Origin of the sequence: Methylobacterium sp. 174MFSha1.1 (assembly GCF_900116815.1) — a bacterium.
Classification (GTDB): domain Bacteria; phylum Pseudomonadota; class Alphaproteobacteria; order Rhizobiales; family Beijerinckiaceae; genus Methylobacterium.
Map to the genome: position 1 here is coordinate 216,824 of NZ_FPCB01000008.1, position 16,703 is coordinate 233,526.

Annotated in this window: 10 protein-coding genes and 1 pseudogene; 2 read left to right on the plus strand and 9 right to left on the minus strand. The window is 70.7% G+C overall.

Translation table 11 applies throughout. The annotated features are described in order from the left end of the window. Positions 1 to 33: 33 nt before the first annotated feature. The 8 genes and pseudogenes from BM430_RS07425 to BM430_RS07460 form a co-directional block, all read right to left on the minus strand. Positions 34 to 1,841: pseudogene (locus BM430_RS07425) on the minus strand (NAD(P)/FAD-dependent oxidoreductase). 536 nt (positions 1,842 to 2,377) lie between these two features. After that, the gene (locus BM430_RS07430) at positions 2,378 to 4,300 is read right to left on the minus strand and encodes a sigma-54-dependent Fis family transcriptional regulator (RefSeq protein WP_093566672.1); all 1,923 of its coding nucleotides are present in this window, start codon (positions 4,298 to 4,300) and stop codon (positions 2,378 to 2,380) included. 79 nt (positions 4,301 to 4,379) lie between these two features. After that, entirely contained in the window at positions 4,380 to 4,808 is a 429-nt protein-coding gene (locus tag BM430_RS07435; RefSeq protein WP_093566604.1) for an acyl-CoA thioesterase, read from the minus strand. A 49-nt stretch (positions 4,809 to 4,857) separates the two neighbouring features. Beyond that, positions 4,858 to 5,919: an Ldh family oxidoreductase gene (locus BM430_RS07440; RefSeq protein ID WP_093566605.1), complete on the minus strand. Its 1,062-nt coding sequence runs from the start codon at positions 5,917 to 5,919 to the stop codon at positions 4,858 to 4,860. 391 nt (positions 5,920 to 6,310) lie between these two features. Further along, entirely contained in the window at positions 6,311 to 7,690 is a 1,380-nt protein-coding gene (locus tag BM430_RS07445; RefSeq protein WP_093566606.1) for a 2-hydroxycarboxylate transporter family protein, read from the minus strand. Positions 7,691 to 7,907: 217 nt separating this feature from the next. Beyond that, entirely contained in the window at positions 7,908 to 10,613 is a 2,706-nt protein-coding gene (locus tag BM430_RS07450; RefSeq protein WP_093566607.1) for a CoA-binding protein, read from the minus strand. Positions 10,614 to 10,628: 15 nt separating this feature from the next. Then, positions 10,629 to 11,939 carry an ATP citrate lyase citrate-binding domain-containing protein gene (locus tag BM430_RS07455; RefSeq protein WP_093566608.1) on the minus strand — a complete coding sequence of 437 codons (1,311 nt, stop codon included), beginning with the start codon at positions 11,937 to 11,939 and terminating at the stop codon, positions 10,629 to 10,631. Positions 11,940 to 12,036: 97 nt separating this feature from the next. Then, on the minus strand, positions 12,037 to 13,122 hold the full coding sequence (locus BM430_RS07460) for an ABC transporter substrate-binding protein (RefSeq protein ID WP_093566609.1): 1,086 nt from the start codon (positions 13,120 to 13,122) through the stop codon (positions 12,037 to 12,039). Between the two features lie 206 nt (positions 13,123 to 13,328). On the opposite strand from BM430_RS07460, the gene BM430_RS07465 reads away from it, so the two are divergent. Further along, positions 13,329 to 13,991, plus strand: a complete 663-nt coding sequence (locus BM430_RS07465; RefSeq protein WP_093566610.1) for a response regulator — start codon at positions 13,329 to 13,331, stop codon at positions 13,989 to 13,991. 32 nt (positions 13,992 to 14,023) lie between these two features. Continuing rightward, the gene (locus BM430_RS07470; protein WP_244539365.1) at positions 14,024 to 15,433 is read left to right on the plus strand and encodes a sensor histidine kinase; all 1,410 of its coding nucleotides are present in this window, start codon (positions 14,024 to 14,026) and stop codon (positions 15,431 to 15,433) included. 242 nt (positions 15,434 to 15,675) lie between these two features. Here the strand turns inward: BM430_RS07470 and BM430_RS07475 are convergent, their stop codons facing one another. Further along, positions 15,676 to 16,668 carry a hypothetical protein gene (locus tag BM430_RS07475; RefSeq protein ID WP_244539371.1) on the minus strand — a complete coding sequence of 331 codons (993 nt, stop codon included), beginning with the start codon at positions 16,666 to 16,668 and terminating at the stop codon, positions 15,676 to 15,678. Positions 16,669 to 16,703: the final 35 nt, after the last annotated feature.

A 16,703-nucleotide genomic window follows, 5' to 3' on the forward strand; every position in this document is an offset into this window, starting at 1 on the left:
CCCCCGCGCGGCGCACCGCGCGGGGGCCGCCGGTCAGGCCGTGTGGTGCGTCTCGGCCAGCGCGTAGACCGGCGTGTCCAGCCCCTCCATCCGGGCCTTCAGCTGGAGCGCGAGGTAGAGCGAGTAGTGGCGCGACTGGTGCAGGTTGCCGCCGTGGAACCACAACGCCTCCTGCCGGGTCGGCTTCCACATGTTGCGCAGCTCGCCCTCCCACGGTCCCGGATCCTTGGTGGTGTCCGAGCCGAGGCCCCAGCACTTGCCGACCTTATCGGCGACCTCCTGGCTGATGAGCCGCGCCGCCCAGCCGTTCATCGAGCCGTAGCCGGTGGCGTAGACGATCACGTCGGCGGGCAGCCGCGTGCCGTCCTCCAGCACGACCGCATCCTCGGTGATTTCTTTCACCTTGCCGTGCGCCAGCTTGATCTTGCCGTCGGCGATCAGGTCGGAGGCGCCGACGTCGATGTAGTAGCCCGAGCCGCGCCGCAGGTACTTCATGAACAGGCCCGATTCGTCGTCGCCGAAATCGAGCTTGAACCCGGCCTTCTCGAGACGTCCGTAGAAGTCGGCGTCGCGCTTCTTGGCCTCCTCGTATACCGGCACGTGGAACTCGTGCATGATGCGGTAGGGCACCGAGGCGAAGATCATGTCCGCCTTGTCGGTGGTGATGCCCTTGGCGAGCGCCTCCTCCGAGTAGAGGCCGCCGAGCGCCAGCTCCATCAGCGTGTCCGACTTGACGATATGGGTCGAGGAGCGCTGTACCATCGTGACGTCGGCGCCGTTCTCGTAGAAGTCGGCGCAGATGTCGTGGGCCGAGTTGTTCGAGCCGATCACCACCGCGCGCTTGCCGCGATAGGCCTCGCCGCCGGGGTGCCGGCTCGAATGGTGGCTCTCGCCCCGGAAGCGCTCCATGCCGGGATAGGTCGGCAGGTTCGGCACGCCCGACATGCCGGTGGCGAGCACGAGCTGCTTGGGCCGCAGCGTCAGCCGCTCGCCGTCGCGGGTGAGCTCGACCTCCCACTCGCCTGCGGCCTCGTCGTAGCGCGCGGAGTGGACTTCCGTCTTCGACCAGTAGTTCAGCTCCATGACCTTCGTGTACATCTCCAGCCAGTCGCCGACCTTGTCCTTGGCGGCGAAGCGGGCCAGTGATCGGGGAAGGGCAGGTAGGGCAGGTGGTCGTACCAGACCGGGTCGTGCAGGTGCAGCGACTTGTACCGGCTGCGCCACTGGTCGCCCGGCCGGTCGTGCTTGTCGACGATCAGGGCCGGTACGCCGAGGCGCTTCAGCCGCGCCCCGAGGGCGATGCCGCCCTGGCCGCCGCCGACCACCAGCGCGTAGGGCTGGCGGGTGCGGCCGAGCTCGGCCTCCTCGTCGCGCCGCCGCTCCGACCACGAGCGCCGCCCGGGTTCGACCCCATGATGCACGCCGCGCTCGCGCCGCTGACCCCCCGGCTCCTCGTGGCCTTTGAGTTCCCGCGCCGCGGTGAGCAGCGTCCAGGCCTCCTCGCCCTTCAGGCGCAGGTAGCCGCGCCCGCGCAAGGTGGCGGTCTCGAAGGCGATCCAGGCCTCGGTGACGCCGTCCGCCTCGCTCGCCGCCTCCTCCAGGGTGAAGCTCCCGGGCGAGACGGCGCCGAGCTGCGCCTCCAGCATGTCGCAGATGGCCCCGCTTCCCTCCATCGTGGTGATGTTCCAGGTGAAGGCGACGAGGTCGCGCCAGAAGCAGGTCTCGGCGAACAAAGCCGCGGCTCCCGCGGCGTCGCGCGCCCTGAGGGCGGCCTCGAACCGGTCGAGCCAGGCGATCACCCGCGCATCCGCGGGCGACAGGCGCTCGACGTCCCGAACCATGGCGTCCATGGGGTTTCCTCCTTGTGTTATGCGGGGAGGGTGGCGCAAGCGGTGTGCCAGGAGGCGAGGGGACGGGACGTCGTTCCAGCCAGCGGGCGAGGTTCGTCCGCGCGGAGCCCAGCAGACCGCCGCGACGCATCGCCGATCCAGATCGACGGATGTTCTATTTCAATCCCGGTCCCCTTTCCGGGCCCGGTACGGGCCTGCACGACTGAAACGAAGTGGAAGGAGATCCGGGATCCAGCGCAAAAAGTCGCGAAGCGTCTGCTTGCCTGCAACAGTGCAACATTCAGAGCCGCTTCGCGGCACATCTCTCCTGGATCCCGGATCTCCTTCCGCTGACGCTTCAGTCGTCCGGGAAAGGGGGGGTATGGTTGTCGGGTCTCGGTTCTGGTCGAGACCGCGGGTGTCGGCATCGTCGCAAGAGGCGGGGCGGCCGGCGGCTTGAAATAATCCGACAGCCGTGATCCGCCGCCCCACCTGTCGCGCCACACCTGTGGCGCGGAACCGGCCCCGCCACAGGTGGCGCATCCCCCTCATCCCCCGCGGTTCGGCGAGACGAGACCCAGCCGGCGCATGCGCCGGTGCACGGTGGAGCGGTCGAGCCCGAGGTCGCGAGCGACCGCCGAGACGTTCCAGGCGCGCCGGCGCAGGGCCGTCTCCAACGCGTCGTCACCGGTCGGGGCCGTCGCGGACGGGGAGGCCCCGGCATCGCCGGTCAGCACCGTGGGCGGCAGGTCGGACACGCCGATCTCCGGCCCCTCGGCGAGTGCGCAGGCATAGTCGAGCGCGCTGACGAGTTCCCGCACGTTGCCGGGCCAGGCATGGCGCGCGAGTGCCGCCGTGGCCTCGTCCGAGAGGCGCGGGGAGCCGGGCCGTCCCGCCAGCAGTCGCGCCGTGAGCGCCGGCAGGTCGGCGCGCTCGCGTAGGGGCGGCAGGACGAAGCGGGAGCCGGCGAGACGGTACAGCAGGTCCTCGCGAAAGCGGCCCTCCCGCACCAGGGCGGCGAGGTCGCGATGCGTCGCGGCGATCACCCGGATGTCCACTGCCTGCGGCCTCGCGGCGCCGACCGGCGTCACCTCGCGCTCGGCGAGCACCCGCAGGAGGCGGGTCTGGGCGGAGAGCGGCATGTCGCCGATCTCGTCGAGGAACAGGGTGCCGCCGTCGGCCTGCTGCACCAGCCCGGTCCGGCCCTTGGCCGCCGCCCCGGTGAAGGCGCCCGGCTCGTGGCCGAACAGCTCGGATTCGATCAGGGTCTCGGGCAACGCCGCGCAATTGACCGCGACGAAGGATTTCGCGGCGCGGGAGGACGCCCGGTGCAGGGATTGGGCGAAGAACTCCTTGCCGGTGCCGGTCTCGCCGCCGACGAGCAGGCTCAAACCCGCCTCGAACAGCCGCGCGGCCTGCCGGGCCATCGGACCGAGCGTCGCATCATCTGCGAGGACGGGATCCGCGAGGACGGGGGGCCGGGCCGGCCGCGGGGCGCGGGTGGGCGCCCGGGCCGGGACTTCGGCGGGCTCCAGCGCCAGGGCGTAGAAACGCTCGCCGCCGCGCAGGCGCAGCACCCGCCGCTCGACCGGCACCGCCCGGGTGAAACGCGGCAGGTCGTCGACCGAGGCCTCGAACAGGGCGTCGAGGCGCAGGCCCAGGCCGGCGTGGCGGAGATCGGACGGCCCGCGCGGGCGGTGCAGCGCGCGGTCGATCAGCGCCCGTGCCCGGCTGTTGAAGCCGAGGATGCGCCCGCCCGCATCGACCGCGAGCGCCAGCTCGGGCTCGATGTCGGCGAATTCGGGCGAGCGCGACAGGTGGAGAATCCACTCGCGCCGGAAGCCGTTATGCAGGCTCGCGGTCTCGATGCGGTGGGCGAAGGAGGTGACGAGCTGGAGCGCGAGGTGCTGGCTCGCCTTCGGCGCCGGCGCCTGCAGCGCCGAGATGTCGAGGACGGCCGCCAGCGTCCCGTCGGCGGCGTAGACCGGGGCCGCCGTGCAGGTCAGCCCGATATGGTCGCCGGCGAAATGGTCGTCGAGATGGACCGACAAAGCCTCGCCGGTGGCGATGCAGGTGCCGACGGCGCAGGTGCCGGCGAGATGCTCGTTCCAGTCCGAGCCGCGATAGAGGCCGGCGCGGCGCAGGTCCTCGTCGCGATTCGCATCGCCGATGAAGTCGACGGCGACGCCCCGGGCGTCGGCCAGGATCAGCACGTAGCCGAGGCCCGAGACCTGCCGGTACAGGGCCTCGACGCCGAAGCGCGCCACCCGGATCAGGTCGTCGAGGGCGTCGCGGTGCTCGCGCAGGCGGGCCTGGCTGTGGATGTAGGCGCGCCGGGGCGCGGCGGGATCGAGGCGGTACTCCGCCATGCAGCGCCGCCACGACTGGTCGATCAGCGGATCGCGCGCGCCGCCGCCGTCGCTCGCGGCCCGCACGAGCTCGTCGATATGCGCCATCACGGCAGAGCGCATCGCGTCCTCCCCGATCTTTTGTCCCATTCTGCGCGCGATCGGCGGGCGGGAAAAGACCGGGGACTGCAGGCCTTTGGGCTCAGGCCGGACCGGTGCCCGTCGCGTCCGGCGGCACCGGCCGCGGGCGGCGGTTCTCGTCGATCGCCACGAAGGTGAACAGCGCCTGCGTGACCTTGATGGTCTCCTCGCTCTCCCGGGCGCGGCGCCAGGCCTCGATCTGGATGCGGATCGACGAGCGGCCGACCGAGACGATGTGGGCGTAGAGGCTGACCTCGTCGCCGACCACCACCGGCTGCAGGAAGGTCATGCCCTCGACCGCGATGGTGGCGCAGCGCCCCCGGGCACGGCGCGCCGCGACGTTGCCGGCGGCGAGGTCCATCTGCGCCATCAGCCAGCCGCCGAAGATGTCGCCGGCCGGGTTGGTGTCGGCGGGCATCGCGATGGTGCGGATCACCGGGGGGCCCCAGCCGGCATCGGGGGCACAAGGGGCGGACGGGGAGTCGGTCATCGGCGGCTCGGTCGCGGGAAGGGGATGGGAGGGTGGGTCTGATTGGGCGTCAGGGCGCGGGTGCGAGCGAGGCAGGATCGAGGCCATGGGCCTGTGCCAGCCGGTGCAGGTCGGCGCGGGTGTCCTCGGGCAGGAGCAGGCCGTCGCGCCGGTTCTCGGCGTCGGCCCGGGCCTCGATCTCACCCGGATAGAACACCGCCTCGGCGCCAGCCGCGAGCGGCACCGCCTTCATCTCGGCGATGAAGCGCTCCATGCGGGATTCGAACTCGGCCAGCGGCTGGAGCCGGGCAATGTCGATGGCGAGCGCCAGGTGGCCGGCGCCGCTGCGGCGCTCGGCCTGATAGGGGCCGGCGACGCCTGCCCCGAAGCCGCTGCCGGTGAGGACGCCCGAGAGCACGTCCATCACCGCCGAGATCGCATAGCCCTTGTGCCCGGCCATCGGGGCGATCAGCCCGTCGATGGCGGCTTGCGGGTCGGTGGTCGGCCGGCCCTCCGCGTCCATGGCCCAGCCGAGGGGGATCGCCGCGCCGCGCTGGCGGGCGAGGTAGACCTTGCCGCGCGCCACCGCCGTGTTGGCGATGTCGAGGACGAGCGGCGCGTGCCGGCCCGCCGGGGCGGCCCAGGACCACGGGTTGTTGCCGAGCGCCTTCACCCGTCCGCCCCAGGGGGCCATGGCGGGGCTGGCATTGGTGGATAAAAAGCCGATGAATCCGGCCCGCGCCGCCCGCAGGGTGAAGTACATCGCGGTGCCGAAATGATTCGAGTGGCGCACCGCCACGGCGCCGATCCCGTGGGCGCGCGCTCTGGCGATCGCCTCGTCCATGGCGCGTGCGGCCACGACCTGGCCCATCGCCTCGCGCCCGTCGATCACCGCGAGCCCGCCGGCATCGACGACGAGTTCCGGGATCGCACGCGGGTCGCAGACGCCGGACGCCAAGCGGGCGGCGTACCAGGACAGGCGCATCACGCCGTGGGACTGGTGGCCCCAGAGATCGGCCTGGACGAGGCTGTCGGCGCAGAGATGCGCGTGGTCGGGGTTTAGGCCGGAGGCGGTGTAGATTGCGGTGGCGAAGGAGACCAGGGCGTCGGCGGAGATACGCGGGTCGGTCATGCGGCGTCTCCCGGACAGCGTTTCGGGTGGGCGACGGGGGTGGGATCGACGTGCAATCGCATCTGGTCCGTGCCGAATGGTGCCAGTCCGCGGGACGCACGGCTATTCGTGAAAATTCCTTTTGAAATCAAGCGCGGGATCCCCTCTCCCGAGTGGGAGAGGGGTAGGGGTGAGGGTGGCTCGGTTTCCGAATAGATCGCTCAGCGTACAGCTGCCCAGCTCGACGCTCAGCGGCTCATCCTGAGACCGAGCCACCCTCACCCCCGGCCCCTCTCCCACACGGGAGAGGGGGGACCTGCGCCTCTTCTTGTTGTCGCGAAGTTCGGCAACGGAGCTCACCGCACCGTGACCGCGGCGGCACGCCCTCGGGAACCACCCTCCAGCCCCGCCGTCAGGCGATCCACCGCATCGCCACCAGCACCGCCGTGACGGTGACGGCGCCGCCGATGCGGGTCGCGATCTGGGCGAAGGGCATCAGCTGCATGCGGTTGGCGGCGGTGAGGATGGCGACGTCGCCGGTGCCGCCCTGGCCCGAGTGGCAGGCATTCACGATCGCGGCCTCGATCGGGTACATGCCGAGCCGCCGCCCGACGAAGGCGCCGGTGACCATCAGGGTGAACACCGTCGCCACGATGGTGATCAGGTTCGGCACCGTGAAGGCCGACATCAGCTTGTCCCAGGGGGTGAGCGAGACGCCGATGGCGAAGAGCAGCGGGTAGGTCATGCCGGTCTGCACGAACTTGTAGACCACGAAGCCACCGGCCTGGAGGTGGGGCGAGACCGCGCTGGTGAGCTTGGCCAGCACCGCCAGGAACAGCATCGCGACCGGGGCCGGCAGGCCGACGACGTGGTGCAGCATCACGCCGAGGAGGTAGAGCGTCACGGCCGTCAGGCCCGCCGCCGCGATGGTCGAGACGTCCATGGCGCCGCCGCCCTTCTCGGCGGTCACCGCCTCGTCCTTGGGATCCATGTCGTCGTGCTCGCCCGGCTGAAGGCGGCCCTCGCCGGTCAGGTGCGGGTACGTCTTGCCGACGTAGTTCAGGATGCCCGAGAACACGATCGCGGTGAGGCTGCCGAGCATGACCGGGGGCAGCACCTGGGCGAACAGGTCGCCCTGCGAGGCGCCGAGGATCGCCGCGTAGCCGATCGAGAGCGGGATCGCGCCCTCGCCGACGCCGCCCGCCATGATCGGCACGACGATGAAGAAGAAGGTGTGATAGGCGCCCAGGCCCAGAGCCGTCCCGACCAGGGTGCCGACGATACCCGCCGCGATCGACCCGATGCCGAGCGGCACGAAGATCTTCAGGAAGCCCTTGATCAGCACGCCCCGGTCCATGCCGAGGATGCTGCCGACGATGATCGCCGCGATGTAGAGGTAGAGGAAGTTCGTGAATTTGGTGAAGTCGATGATCGACTTCTCGATCTGCGGCGGGATCAGCTTGTAGTAGGCCAGCGCCGAGGGGATGAAGGTGGCGAAGATGGCGCCGGCGCCGATGTTGCGCAGGATCGGCAGCCGCTTGCCGATCTCGGCGCAGGTGAAGCCGCCGAGCACCAGGACGGCGATCATCGTCGGCGAGTCCGGCTTGATCTCGCGCTCGAGCGTCAGGATCGTCAGCAGCACGACCAGGATCAGGTAGACCGGGATCGGGATGATGCCGATCTTGATGTCCATCAGCCGCCACCAGCCCTGCGGCCAGAATTTTTTGGTCGCCGGCGCGTCGGTCACGACCGTCTCGCCGGGCTTGGCGAGGTTCACGGTTCCAGATGCCATCGATGTCCTCCCGAACGCTGTTCTTCCGAGCGATCTGCTTCGAGTGATATTCTTGAGGCCGATCCGGCCGTTTTTCCAGAAAATTCCGTTCCTGCCGTAGGAAAACGATCAGGTTCGAGAAGATAAAAGACTGTTCACATTGCGCGGTCCTTAAGTCAAGCGGGCTCTCACAGGATGAGGCCCGCCTGACTTGGGACGTTGAGGGACGGATGCGCCGTCAGGCCACGAACTGGCAGCGCGAGGCGGCCGTCCGGGTGTCCATGTTGCGGCCGCGGTTCATGTGGTCGTCGACCTCCGCCGCGCAGCCGAGCATCCGGGCGAAGAGGAAGATCGTGAACGCCGCCGTTTCCAGTGCCGAGCCCGAGAGGGTGCCGGAGCGGTAGGGCTGCCACAGCATCTTCAAGAGCAGGGCCGCGATCACCGCGTCGATGTTGACGCAATAGACGTTGCGCGACACCCCGGCGTCGAACAGGGCCTGCACCAGCACCCGGTAATAGGCGTGGAAGGCGTTGTAATCGCCGCGCTCGGTCAGCAGGTCGTGGATCCAGACCTCGCGCGGATCGTGGTTCACCGCCTTGTCCTTGAAGACCGGGTGGTTGACGCCCGGGATCTTCTGGATGTCGAGGCTGCCGGCGTTCTTCCGGTCGGACTTGTAGCGGGCGTACTCCGCCACGGTCCGCTCGGCGATGGCCTTCAGGTCGACGCCGTGATCCGGGTCGGCCGGGTCGGCGAGGTTCGCGCCGCGGAACTGCTCGATCAGGAAGGCGATGCCCTCGTAGCCGTTGCCGCCATGGGTGTAGCCGGCATGGGTGAGGAACCCGATCATCGCCTTGTTGAGCTGCACCCGCTCCGGGCTCTCCGGCCCGTCGGCCGAGACCGCGCCCTTGCACCCTTGCGCCGAGATCGTGCCCGGGCCGTTCGAGAGCAGGAGCCCGATCAGCGTCTCGAACACGAAGACGTCGTCGGCGGACCCGGCGCGGCCGAGGAGCGCGAGGCAGCCGATCTCGCCGAGGCTGAGGTGCCCGAGGAGGTCGGCCTGCGCCACGCCGCAGAACCCGTCCGCCGTGTGGAGGTCCGCCGGCACCGCGGCGCCGAGCAGCGTGCCGAAGAGCTGGAGCCACCAGGGCAGGCTCTCGGCGGTGAGGCGCGAGATGCGCTTGCGCATCAGCGGGCCCCAGGTCAGCGTCGTGGCGATGGCCGCGAGCACCGCCTCGCGGGTCGGGTGACCGTCGAGGCCGCGCAGGTAGCGCACGAAGACCGAGCGCGCGCCGCGGGCGTCCAGGCCGGCGAGGAGCGCCTCCGCCTGCGGATCCGGCTTAGCGCCGACGAGGAGCCCGGCGAGTTCCGCATCCGCCGCGACCTTGGCGAGATCGAAGCCCTCGTCGAGGGCGTTGGGCAATCCGGCTTCCGCGAAGCGATCGGTCAGCAGGCGGCAGATCCGCCGGGCGGCCTCGGCGCGGCGCGGGCCGACGAGGCTGGCGGCCGCCGCCAGCACCACGTTCGGGGAATTGCCGGCCTCGCGCGAGGCCTCCGCCGCCGCGAGTTCGGGGCGCCCATGCAGGTTGACGCCGGCGGCGATCGCAGCGTTGACGAGGGCGCGGTCGTTCCCGCTCGCCTGCTCGCGGAGCAGGGCGAGGACGACGTTCGATTCCATCGGCAGGCGCGCCGCCTCCAGCATTGAGACGCCGTTGAGGCTCGTGACCTGCGTCTTCGGGTCCATCTGCGAGGCGCCGGACGCATCCTTCATCGCTTGGCGCGGCAGCACCACGCCGACCTGGCGGTTGAGCCGGGCGATCTGCTCGCCGTAGGGCGCCATCGCCTCGACGGGCGGAAGATCGAGCTCGGGCGGCAGGGTCAGGCCGGCATTCGAGCCGAACCACGGCTTGAGGGCGAGGTTGCTCTCGGGCGCGAAGTCGGGCCGCGCGCCGTTCTCGCGCATCACCGCGGTCAGCGCCGCCGGGATGTGGGCGATGTTGGTGACCACCGCACCCTTGGCCGAGACGACCGGGTTCTCGGGCGTGAACACGCCGTCGACCCCGAACTTGTCCATGAACCACCGCTCCTTGGCGGCGGCGTCGTCGTCGCCCCCCGCCATGGCGCCGGCGTGTCCCACCGCCCGGGTCAGCCGGCTCTTCCAGCGGCCGACGACGCAGGCGACGACGGGCTTGGTGAAGTGCGCGTCCTGCTCGTAGTAGCCGCCGGGCTCGACGTAGAGCACCGCCGCCTTGCTGCGCGCGTCGTTGGCGAGCGCGAAGGCGAATTCCGGCGCCGCGTACTGGATGTAGACGTCCTTGCCGCAGGAGATCAGCGTGGTGGTGCCCCAGCCGCTCATCCGCAGGTAGGTGGCGATGGTGGTGGTGAAGTTGCCGGAATTCGAGAAGATCGCGATCGAGCCGGCCTTCAGCGCCTCGCCCGGGCCGTCGCCGCCGAGCGCCCCGCCGATGCGGACCTGATGGTGGGCATCGGCCACGCCGAGGCTGTTGCCGCCGAAGATGTCGATGCCGTTCTGCTGGCCGAGCGCCCGGATCTCGCGGCTGTCATGGACCGACAGCTTCTCGGTGACGATGAAGATCTTGCGCAGCTCCGGGTTGACCCGGATCAGCTCGGCGACGCCGTCGCGGGCCCCCGACGGCGGCAGGTAGACGACGCCGCAATTGAAGCGGTGCCCGGCCTCCAGCCCCTCGCGGACGTTGTTGTAGACCGGGATGTTCCCCAGCGGCGTCTCCAGCACCTGGCCGCGGCGGCCGGGCGAGGTGCCGAACACCACGTTGCCGCCCGAATAGGCGTGGCCGACCGGCGTCACGTCGCTCGATTCGCCGCCCAGGATGTTGAGCACGCAGACCCGGTCCTCGCGCGTGGCGACCTGATCGAGCGAGCTGATGCCGACATAGTACTTGAAGCTGCCGATTCCTGGCTTGTGCATGGTGTCCTCCCCTTCTTATTCGGCCGCCTGGAGCGACGCTTTTTCGAGCGCCGGCTTCGCCAGCCCGATGGCGCGGGCCACCTGCTCGCGGCCGCCCTGGCGCATCCACTGGTCGGCCTGCCGGGCGTAGGCGACGACCTCGCTCATGTCGGAGTCGAAGCCGAACAGCCGGTAGGGCAGGCCGAGCGCCTCGGCGGTGTCGCGGAGCGCCCCCATGCCGCGGATGAGGTTCGGCCCGCCGCGCCCGGCGACGATGTAGAGCGGCGTCGGCCCGTGCCGGCCGACATGCTCGCGCAGGGCATCGGCCATCGCCCGGAAGGTCTCGAAGATGTCGGTGTTGTTCGACTTGCCGCCGATGATGAACAGGACGTTCGACTGCTTGAGCCAGTGCTTGAAGCAGATGCGCGCCACCTCCTTCATCTTCTCGTAGGGCGGGTTGCCGCCGAAATCCGAGGAGATGATCGCGTCGTCGCCGAGCATCTCGGTGACCAGCGAGTTGGCGCCGCCGCCGAAGGTCGGCGCCAGGATGGTACCGCTGGAATTGATGATGCAGACGTCGCTCTGGCCCTGGTAGGTCCGGAGCTGGTTGATCTCGGCCTCGAAGTCCGAGTAATCGACCGAGAACAGGTGGCCGGGCAGGCCCAGGCGCTGCCAGCGCGGGTCGTCGCGGTCGAAGCCGCACTTGAAGTCGCAGGCCACGGGGGTGAGGCGGCCGTTGCGGTCGGGGCGCATCCGGATCGGGTTCAGCTCGACCGTGGTCATGCCGAAGCCGTGATAGAGCTCCCAGAGCTTCGGTAGCTGCTGCACCAGGGGCGAGATCAGCGCCTTCGGGGCGTTCAGCTCGGAGAGGGCGTTCGCCACCACGAAGGCCTTGAGGCCGGTCAGCGGATCGAACGGGACCTGGACGACCTCGCCCTTGTCGAGTTCCTCGATGTCGACGCCGCCCTTGTGGGTGAGGGTCATGGTCGGCGCACGGTAGCGGGTGCTGTCGGAGATCGAGAAATAGACCTCGTGCTCGGCCGGGACCGCGCCCTCGAAGGTGACGCCGTTGGCCTTGGCGACGACGTTGCCGTGGCGGTGCTCGACGAAGTAGAGCCGCTCCTTCTCGCGCAGGGCCGTCTTCAGGTCGTGGGCGCGGCCGAGGAGGCCCGCCTTGCCTTTCTTGCCGACGCCGCCCTTGAACACCGGCTTGATGAAGACCGAGCCGTGGCGATCGATCAGGCCCTTGATCTCTTCTTCGCTCGCGTCCGGCCCCAGCACCTCGGCCGTGGGAAATCCTGCGAATTGCAGGAGCTTTGCGCCGTGCAGCATGCCCGTGACTTGCATCGCTTCCTCCGTGCTTGTTGAGTTGCACGGTAGGGAGCGAAACTGTCAGTAACCTGTCGCGGGGTGGGAGAGCCTTCGGGAACGCGCCGGTCCCGTCTCACCGCCCCTCGATCGCCCGCCGCCACTGCCGCAGCGTGCGGCTGCGCTTGATCTGGTCGAGGGAGGTCAAAAGCTCCGGCCCGACCGGGATCGGCCGCAGGGCGGTCGCGTGTGTCACGGGATCGTCGGGCGCGCGGGCCTCCGCGCGGGCGGGCGTGACCGAGCGGGCGGCGAGCAGCGCCTGGCCCTCCCGGGAGAGCAGGTAATCGAGGAAGAGCCGGGCCGCCGCCTTGTGCCGGGCCTGCTTCGGGATGAGCGCGATGCGCGAGGTGACGAGCGTGTAGTCGCTCGGCAGCACCACGCCCACGGCCGGATCCTGCTTCGCCCGCTCGCGGGCGTAGGAGCCGAGCACGTCGTAGGCCAGCAGCGCCTCGCCGGACGAGACCCGGTCGAGCATCGTGGCGGTGGCGGTGTAGAGCTTCACCCCGACCTGGCCGAGCGCCCGGACCGTGTCCCAGGTCCGCGGCGTCACCTCCAGGTTCTGGGTCAGGAACAGGAAGCCGACGCCGCTGCGCTCGGGATCGTAGGTCGCGACCTTGCCCTGCCATTCCTCGGGATGCCGGGTCAGGCTCTGGACGAACTCGGCGTGGCTGCGCGACACCCGCGCCTCGGGCAGGAGCCTGCGATTATACGCAATGGCGACCGGCTCGGCGGTGATGCCGTAGGCCTCGTTGCGCCACACCGCCCAGGCCGGCCACCCGTCGGTCTCGCCCGAGACGTGGCGCTCGGCGTAGCCGTCGTTGACGAGCTTGATCTGGAGGTCCATCGCCGAGCTCCAGAGGATGTCGGCCGTGCCCCCGCCCGATCCGGCCTCGGCCAGGAACTCGTCGTAGAGGCGCGACGAGGTCATCTTGGCATAGGACACCGCGACGCCCGGAAAGCGCTGCCGGAAGCCGGCGAGGAGGGCCGAGGCCTCCGCCTCGTCAGTCGTCGCGCGCACCACGACCGTACCCTCCCGCACGGCCTCGGCGCGGCCTGCGGCCTGCGCGTCGACGGGCGGATCGACCTGGGCGCGAGCAACCGGGATCCAGGCGGGGCCGAGGAGGAGGGCGAGGCTCACCCATGCGGCCGTCAGGGTCCTCACTCTCAAAAACCTCTTCCTGCCCCAAGGTTTCCGGTTGCCCGCGGCGGTCGCCGCGGCGAGGATCGCACCGTACAGGCTCGCGCGGCGATCTCCTAACCTGGGCGGCGATCCCCCGTCGCCGGGGCGAGGGCGCGCGACGAGCCCAAGGGCACGAGCCTAAGGGCAGGAGCCCAAGGGAACGAGGCCAAGCGGGAGGGGACGGCGGGATGCGGGTGCTCGTCGTGGAGGATGACGCGGCCCTGGCGCGCGGCCTCGTGGCGGCGCTCCGGGCGGCCGGGCACGCGGCCGATCACGAGCCGGACGGCGCGGCGGCGGCGGGCATCGCCCTGTCGGAGCCCTACAGTCTGATCGTCCTCGATATCGGCCTGCCGGGCCTGTCCGGGTTCGAGGTGCTGCGGCGCATCCGGGCGGCGAGCGCCGTCCCGGTGCTGATCCTCACCGCCCGCGACGGCATGACCGACCGGGTGCGCGGGCTCGATCTCGGGGCCGACGACTACCTGGCGAAGCCCTTCGCACTGCCTGAGTTCGAGGCGCGGGTGCGCGCCCTGATCCGGCGCGGACAAGGGCAGCGCAGCCCGGTGCTGCAATGCGGGGGCCTCGTCCTCGACCGCTCGTCGGGAACCGTCACCCTCGCCGGCGAGGTCTTGGGCTTACGGCGCCGGGAGCTCGCGGTGCTGGAGGTGCTGATGGCGAAGGCCGGCCAAGTGGTGCCGAAGGAGCGGCTCGCCGGCGAGGTGTTCGGCTTCGATGACGAGGTGGCGCCCAACGCCCTCGAGCTCTACGTCGCGCGCCTGCGCAAGAAGCTGCAGCCGAACGGACCGGAGATCCGCACGATCCGCGGCCTCGGCTACCTCCTCGATGCCCGATGAGCCGGCGCCCGCCTTCCCTCCGGCGCGGGCTGATGCTCAGGATGCTCCTGCCGGCCTCGGCGCTGGCGGGGGTTCTGGGCTTGGGCGGCGCCCTCGTCATCCGGGACGTGGTCGAAACCACGCATGACCGCCTGCTCGACGGCTCGGTGCTGGCCATCGCCGAGCGCCTGGCCCTCGACGAGGACAACGAGGTGACGGTGGACCTGCCGCGGGTGGCCCTCGGCATGCTGGAGAGCCAGTCGCAGGACCGGGTCTATTACAGCGTCAGCTATCGCGGGCAGCTCGTCACCGGCTACCGCGACCTGCCCCGCCCCGACGAGGAGGTGGAGCCCGGCCCCACCCGGCACCGGGACGCGGTGATGCGCGGCGCCGCCGTCCGGATCGCCGCCCGGGCGCGGAGGGTCTACGGCAAGCCCGGCGCGGTGCTGGTGCAGGTGGCCGAGACGCGGGACGCGCGCAGCAGCCTCGAACTCCGGCTCCTCGGCGGCCTCGTCCTGCTCGAAGGCGTCCTCCTGGCGCTCGTCGGAGTCCTGACCTGGTACGGGATCGGCCGCGGCCTCGCGCCCCTCGACCGGCTGAGCGCCGAGATCGCCGGGCGCGCCGCCCCCGGCGCGGTGAGCCTCCAGCCCCTCGACGTCTCGGCGGTGCCGGTGGAGGCGAGGGCGCCGGTCCTCGCCTTCAACACCCTGCTGGGGCGGCTCGACGAGGTGATGGGGGCGGTGCGCCGCTTCACCGGCGACGCCTCGCACCAGATGCGTACGCCGCTTGCCGTCCTGCGCATGCATGTCGACCTCGCCCGCCGGCACGGGGCCGGCACGGCGCCGGAGGGCCGCGCCGCCCTCGACGACATCGAGGGCGCGGCACGCCGCCTGGAGCACCTGCTGGCGCAGCTCCTGGCGCTCGCCCGCGCCGACGAGGATCCGGGCGCGATCGCCCTGACGGAGATGGACCTCGCGACGGTCGCCGCGACGGTGCTCGCCGACCACGTGCCGCGGGCGCTGCGCGCCGGCATCGAGGTCGAGTACGAGAGGCCGGACGGGCCCGTGATGGTGACGGGCCACCCGACCCTGGTGGGCGAGATCCTCGGCAACGTCATCGACAACGCGGTCCGGTACGCCGGGGCCGGCGCCCGGGTGGTGGTGCGGGTGGCGGGCTCGGACGAGGGTGCCTTCGCCGAGATCGAGGATGACGGGCCGGGCATTCCGCCGGAGCACCGCGAGACGGTGTTTTCGCGGTTCTACCGCATCGCCCGGAGCGACGGGCCGGAGGGCAGCGGCCTCGGCCTCGCCGTGGTCAGGGCACTCGCCGACCGGATCGGCGCGGCGGTGACGCTGCATGACGGGGCGGGTGGCGGGCCGGGCCTGCGGGTGAGGATCGTGTTTCCGCCGGTTCCGGCGCGGTCGGTCGCTGCGAGCCTGCCGGAAGTCTCACGACAATCCTGACAGACACAGGGTCATTCCGGGGCCGCGAAAGCGGAGCCCGGAGTGCCGCAGGCACGCCCAGAACCGCTGATGGTTCAGGATAGGGCGGAGTGCTCCGCGCTTCTTTTCGGACGGCCTGCGCGTCTGGATTCCGGGCTCCGCTTTCGCGGCCCCGGAATGACGCGGAGGGTTCGACAGTGTCCAGAGAGATGCGAACAGGCCCTGATCGCTTCTCTCTCGCAAGAGTTCAGCGGCTTCGCCGCTCACTTCTTCGCCAGCGCATCCGCGAAGGCTGCGATGCGGTTGCGGGCGTAGGTCGGCAGGCCGGCGCTGATCGAGGTGCCGGTGTTGAACGAGGAATTGCCCATCAGCACCTGGGCCGGCAGCAGGTTGCGCAGAACCGGCACGCGCTCGTACTCCTTCTTGCGGTCGAGCACGTCGCCCTTGATGCCGAGCGTCATGTAGGCGGTCACCACCGTCTTGTTCGGGTCGGCCGCCACCGGCTGCATCACCGCCAGGAACTTGCCGAAGCGCAGGATCTGGTTCACCCAGAAGATGTTCTGCTCCATCGCGCCGGCCACCGGCGCCTCGATCTTCGTCAGCTGCACGAGCTTTCCCGCCTCGTCGGGCGGCAGCACCCGCAGCTCGCTCTGGAACGAGACGAACTCGGCGATCTTCTTAGCGCCGTCCTCGAGCTTGTTCGCCAGCTTGACCCCGAGCGGCAGCTTGCCCTCGAGGTCGTAGCGCGACTCGATGCAGGTGGTGTCGGGCGCCTCGCACCACGGCCGGTCGGGGCGGCGGGCGAAGGCCGCGGCCGGGTCCTTGGTCGGGGTGGCGTCCGCGGGGCTCAAGGGCTTGTGCTTGATCGCCGGGTCCATGCGCGACAGGAACGGGATCGTGGCGAAGCGCTTCAGGTCGATGCGGTCGGCGCTGCGGGGCACGATGAACCGCGCCTCGGCGACGTAGACCTTGAGCGCCTCGTGCCGGGGCTTGGCGACGCCATTGACCGTCTGGACGTAGTCCGGCTCGACGTAGGCCGGATGGGGGGCGAGCAGCGCCTTCTGGGCCGGGCTGCGCTTGCCCCACTCCGTGAAGGGCACGAGGCCGCTCTCCGGGCTCGCCGGGTTGTCGCGGTGATCGGTGAACGCGATCGTGTTGGGGGCGATGCCGGCCGGATCGAGGCCGGTCACCGCCGGCACGTCCTTGGTGCGGTACTCGGCGAGCGCGGGGGAAGCCGCGAGGAGGGCGGCGAGCACGAGCGGGAAGAGGCGCGGGCGCGCCGTCAGGCTGT

What these genes read in the sequence shown, in the direction of transcription:
- BM430_RS07435 (WP_093566604.1), bottom strand. Translation starts at nt 4,808, where the DNA reads ATGACCGACTCCCCGTCCGCCCCTTGTGCCCCCGATGCCGGCTGGGGC.
- BM430_RS07455 (WP_093566608.1), bottom strand. Translation starts at nt 11,939, where the DNA reads ATGCAAGTCACGGGCATGCTGCACGGCGCAAAGCTCCTGCAATTCGCA.
- BM430_RS07440 (WP_093566605.1), bottom strand. Translation starts at nt 5,919, where the DNA reads ATGACCGACCCGCGTATCTCCGCCGACGCCCTGGTCTCCTTCGCCACC.
- BM430_RS07470 (WP_244539365.1), top strand. Translation starts at nt 14,024, where the DNA reads ATGCTCAGGATGCTCCTGCCGGCCTCGGCGCTGGCGGGGGTTCTGGGC.
- BM430_RS07430 (WP_093566672.1), bottom strand. Translation starts at nt 4,300, where the DNA reads ATGCGCTCTGCCGTGATGGCGCATATCGACGAGCTCGTGCGGGCCGCG.
- BM430_RS07465 (WP_093566610.1), top strand. Translation starts at nt 13,329, where the DNA reads ATGCGGGTGCTCGTCGTGGAGGATGACGCGGCCCTGGCGCGCGGCCTC.
- BM430_RS07450 (WP_093566607.1), bottom strand. Translation starts at nt 10,613, where the DNA reads ATGCACAAGCCAGGAATCGGCAGCTTCAAGTACTATGTCGGCATCAGC.
- BM430_RS07445 (WP_093566606.1), bottom strand. Translation starts at nt 7,690, where the DNA reads ATGGCATCTGGAACCGTGAACCTCGCCAAGCCCGGCGAGACGGTCGTG.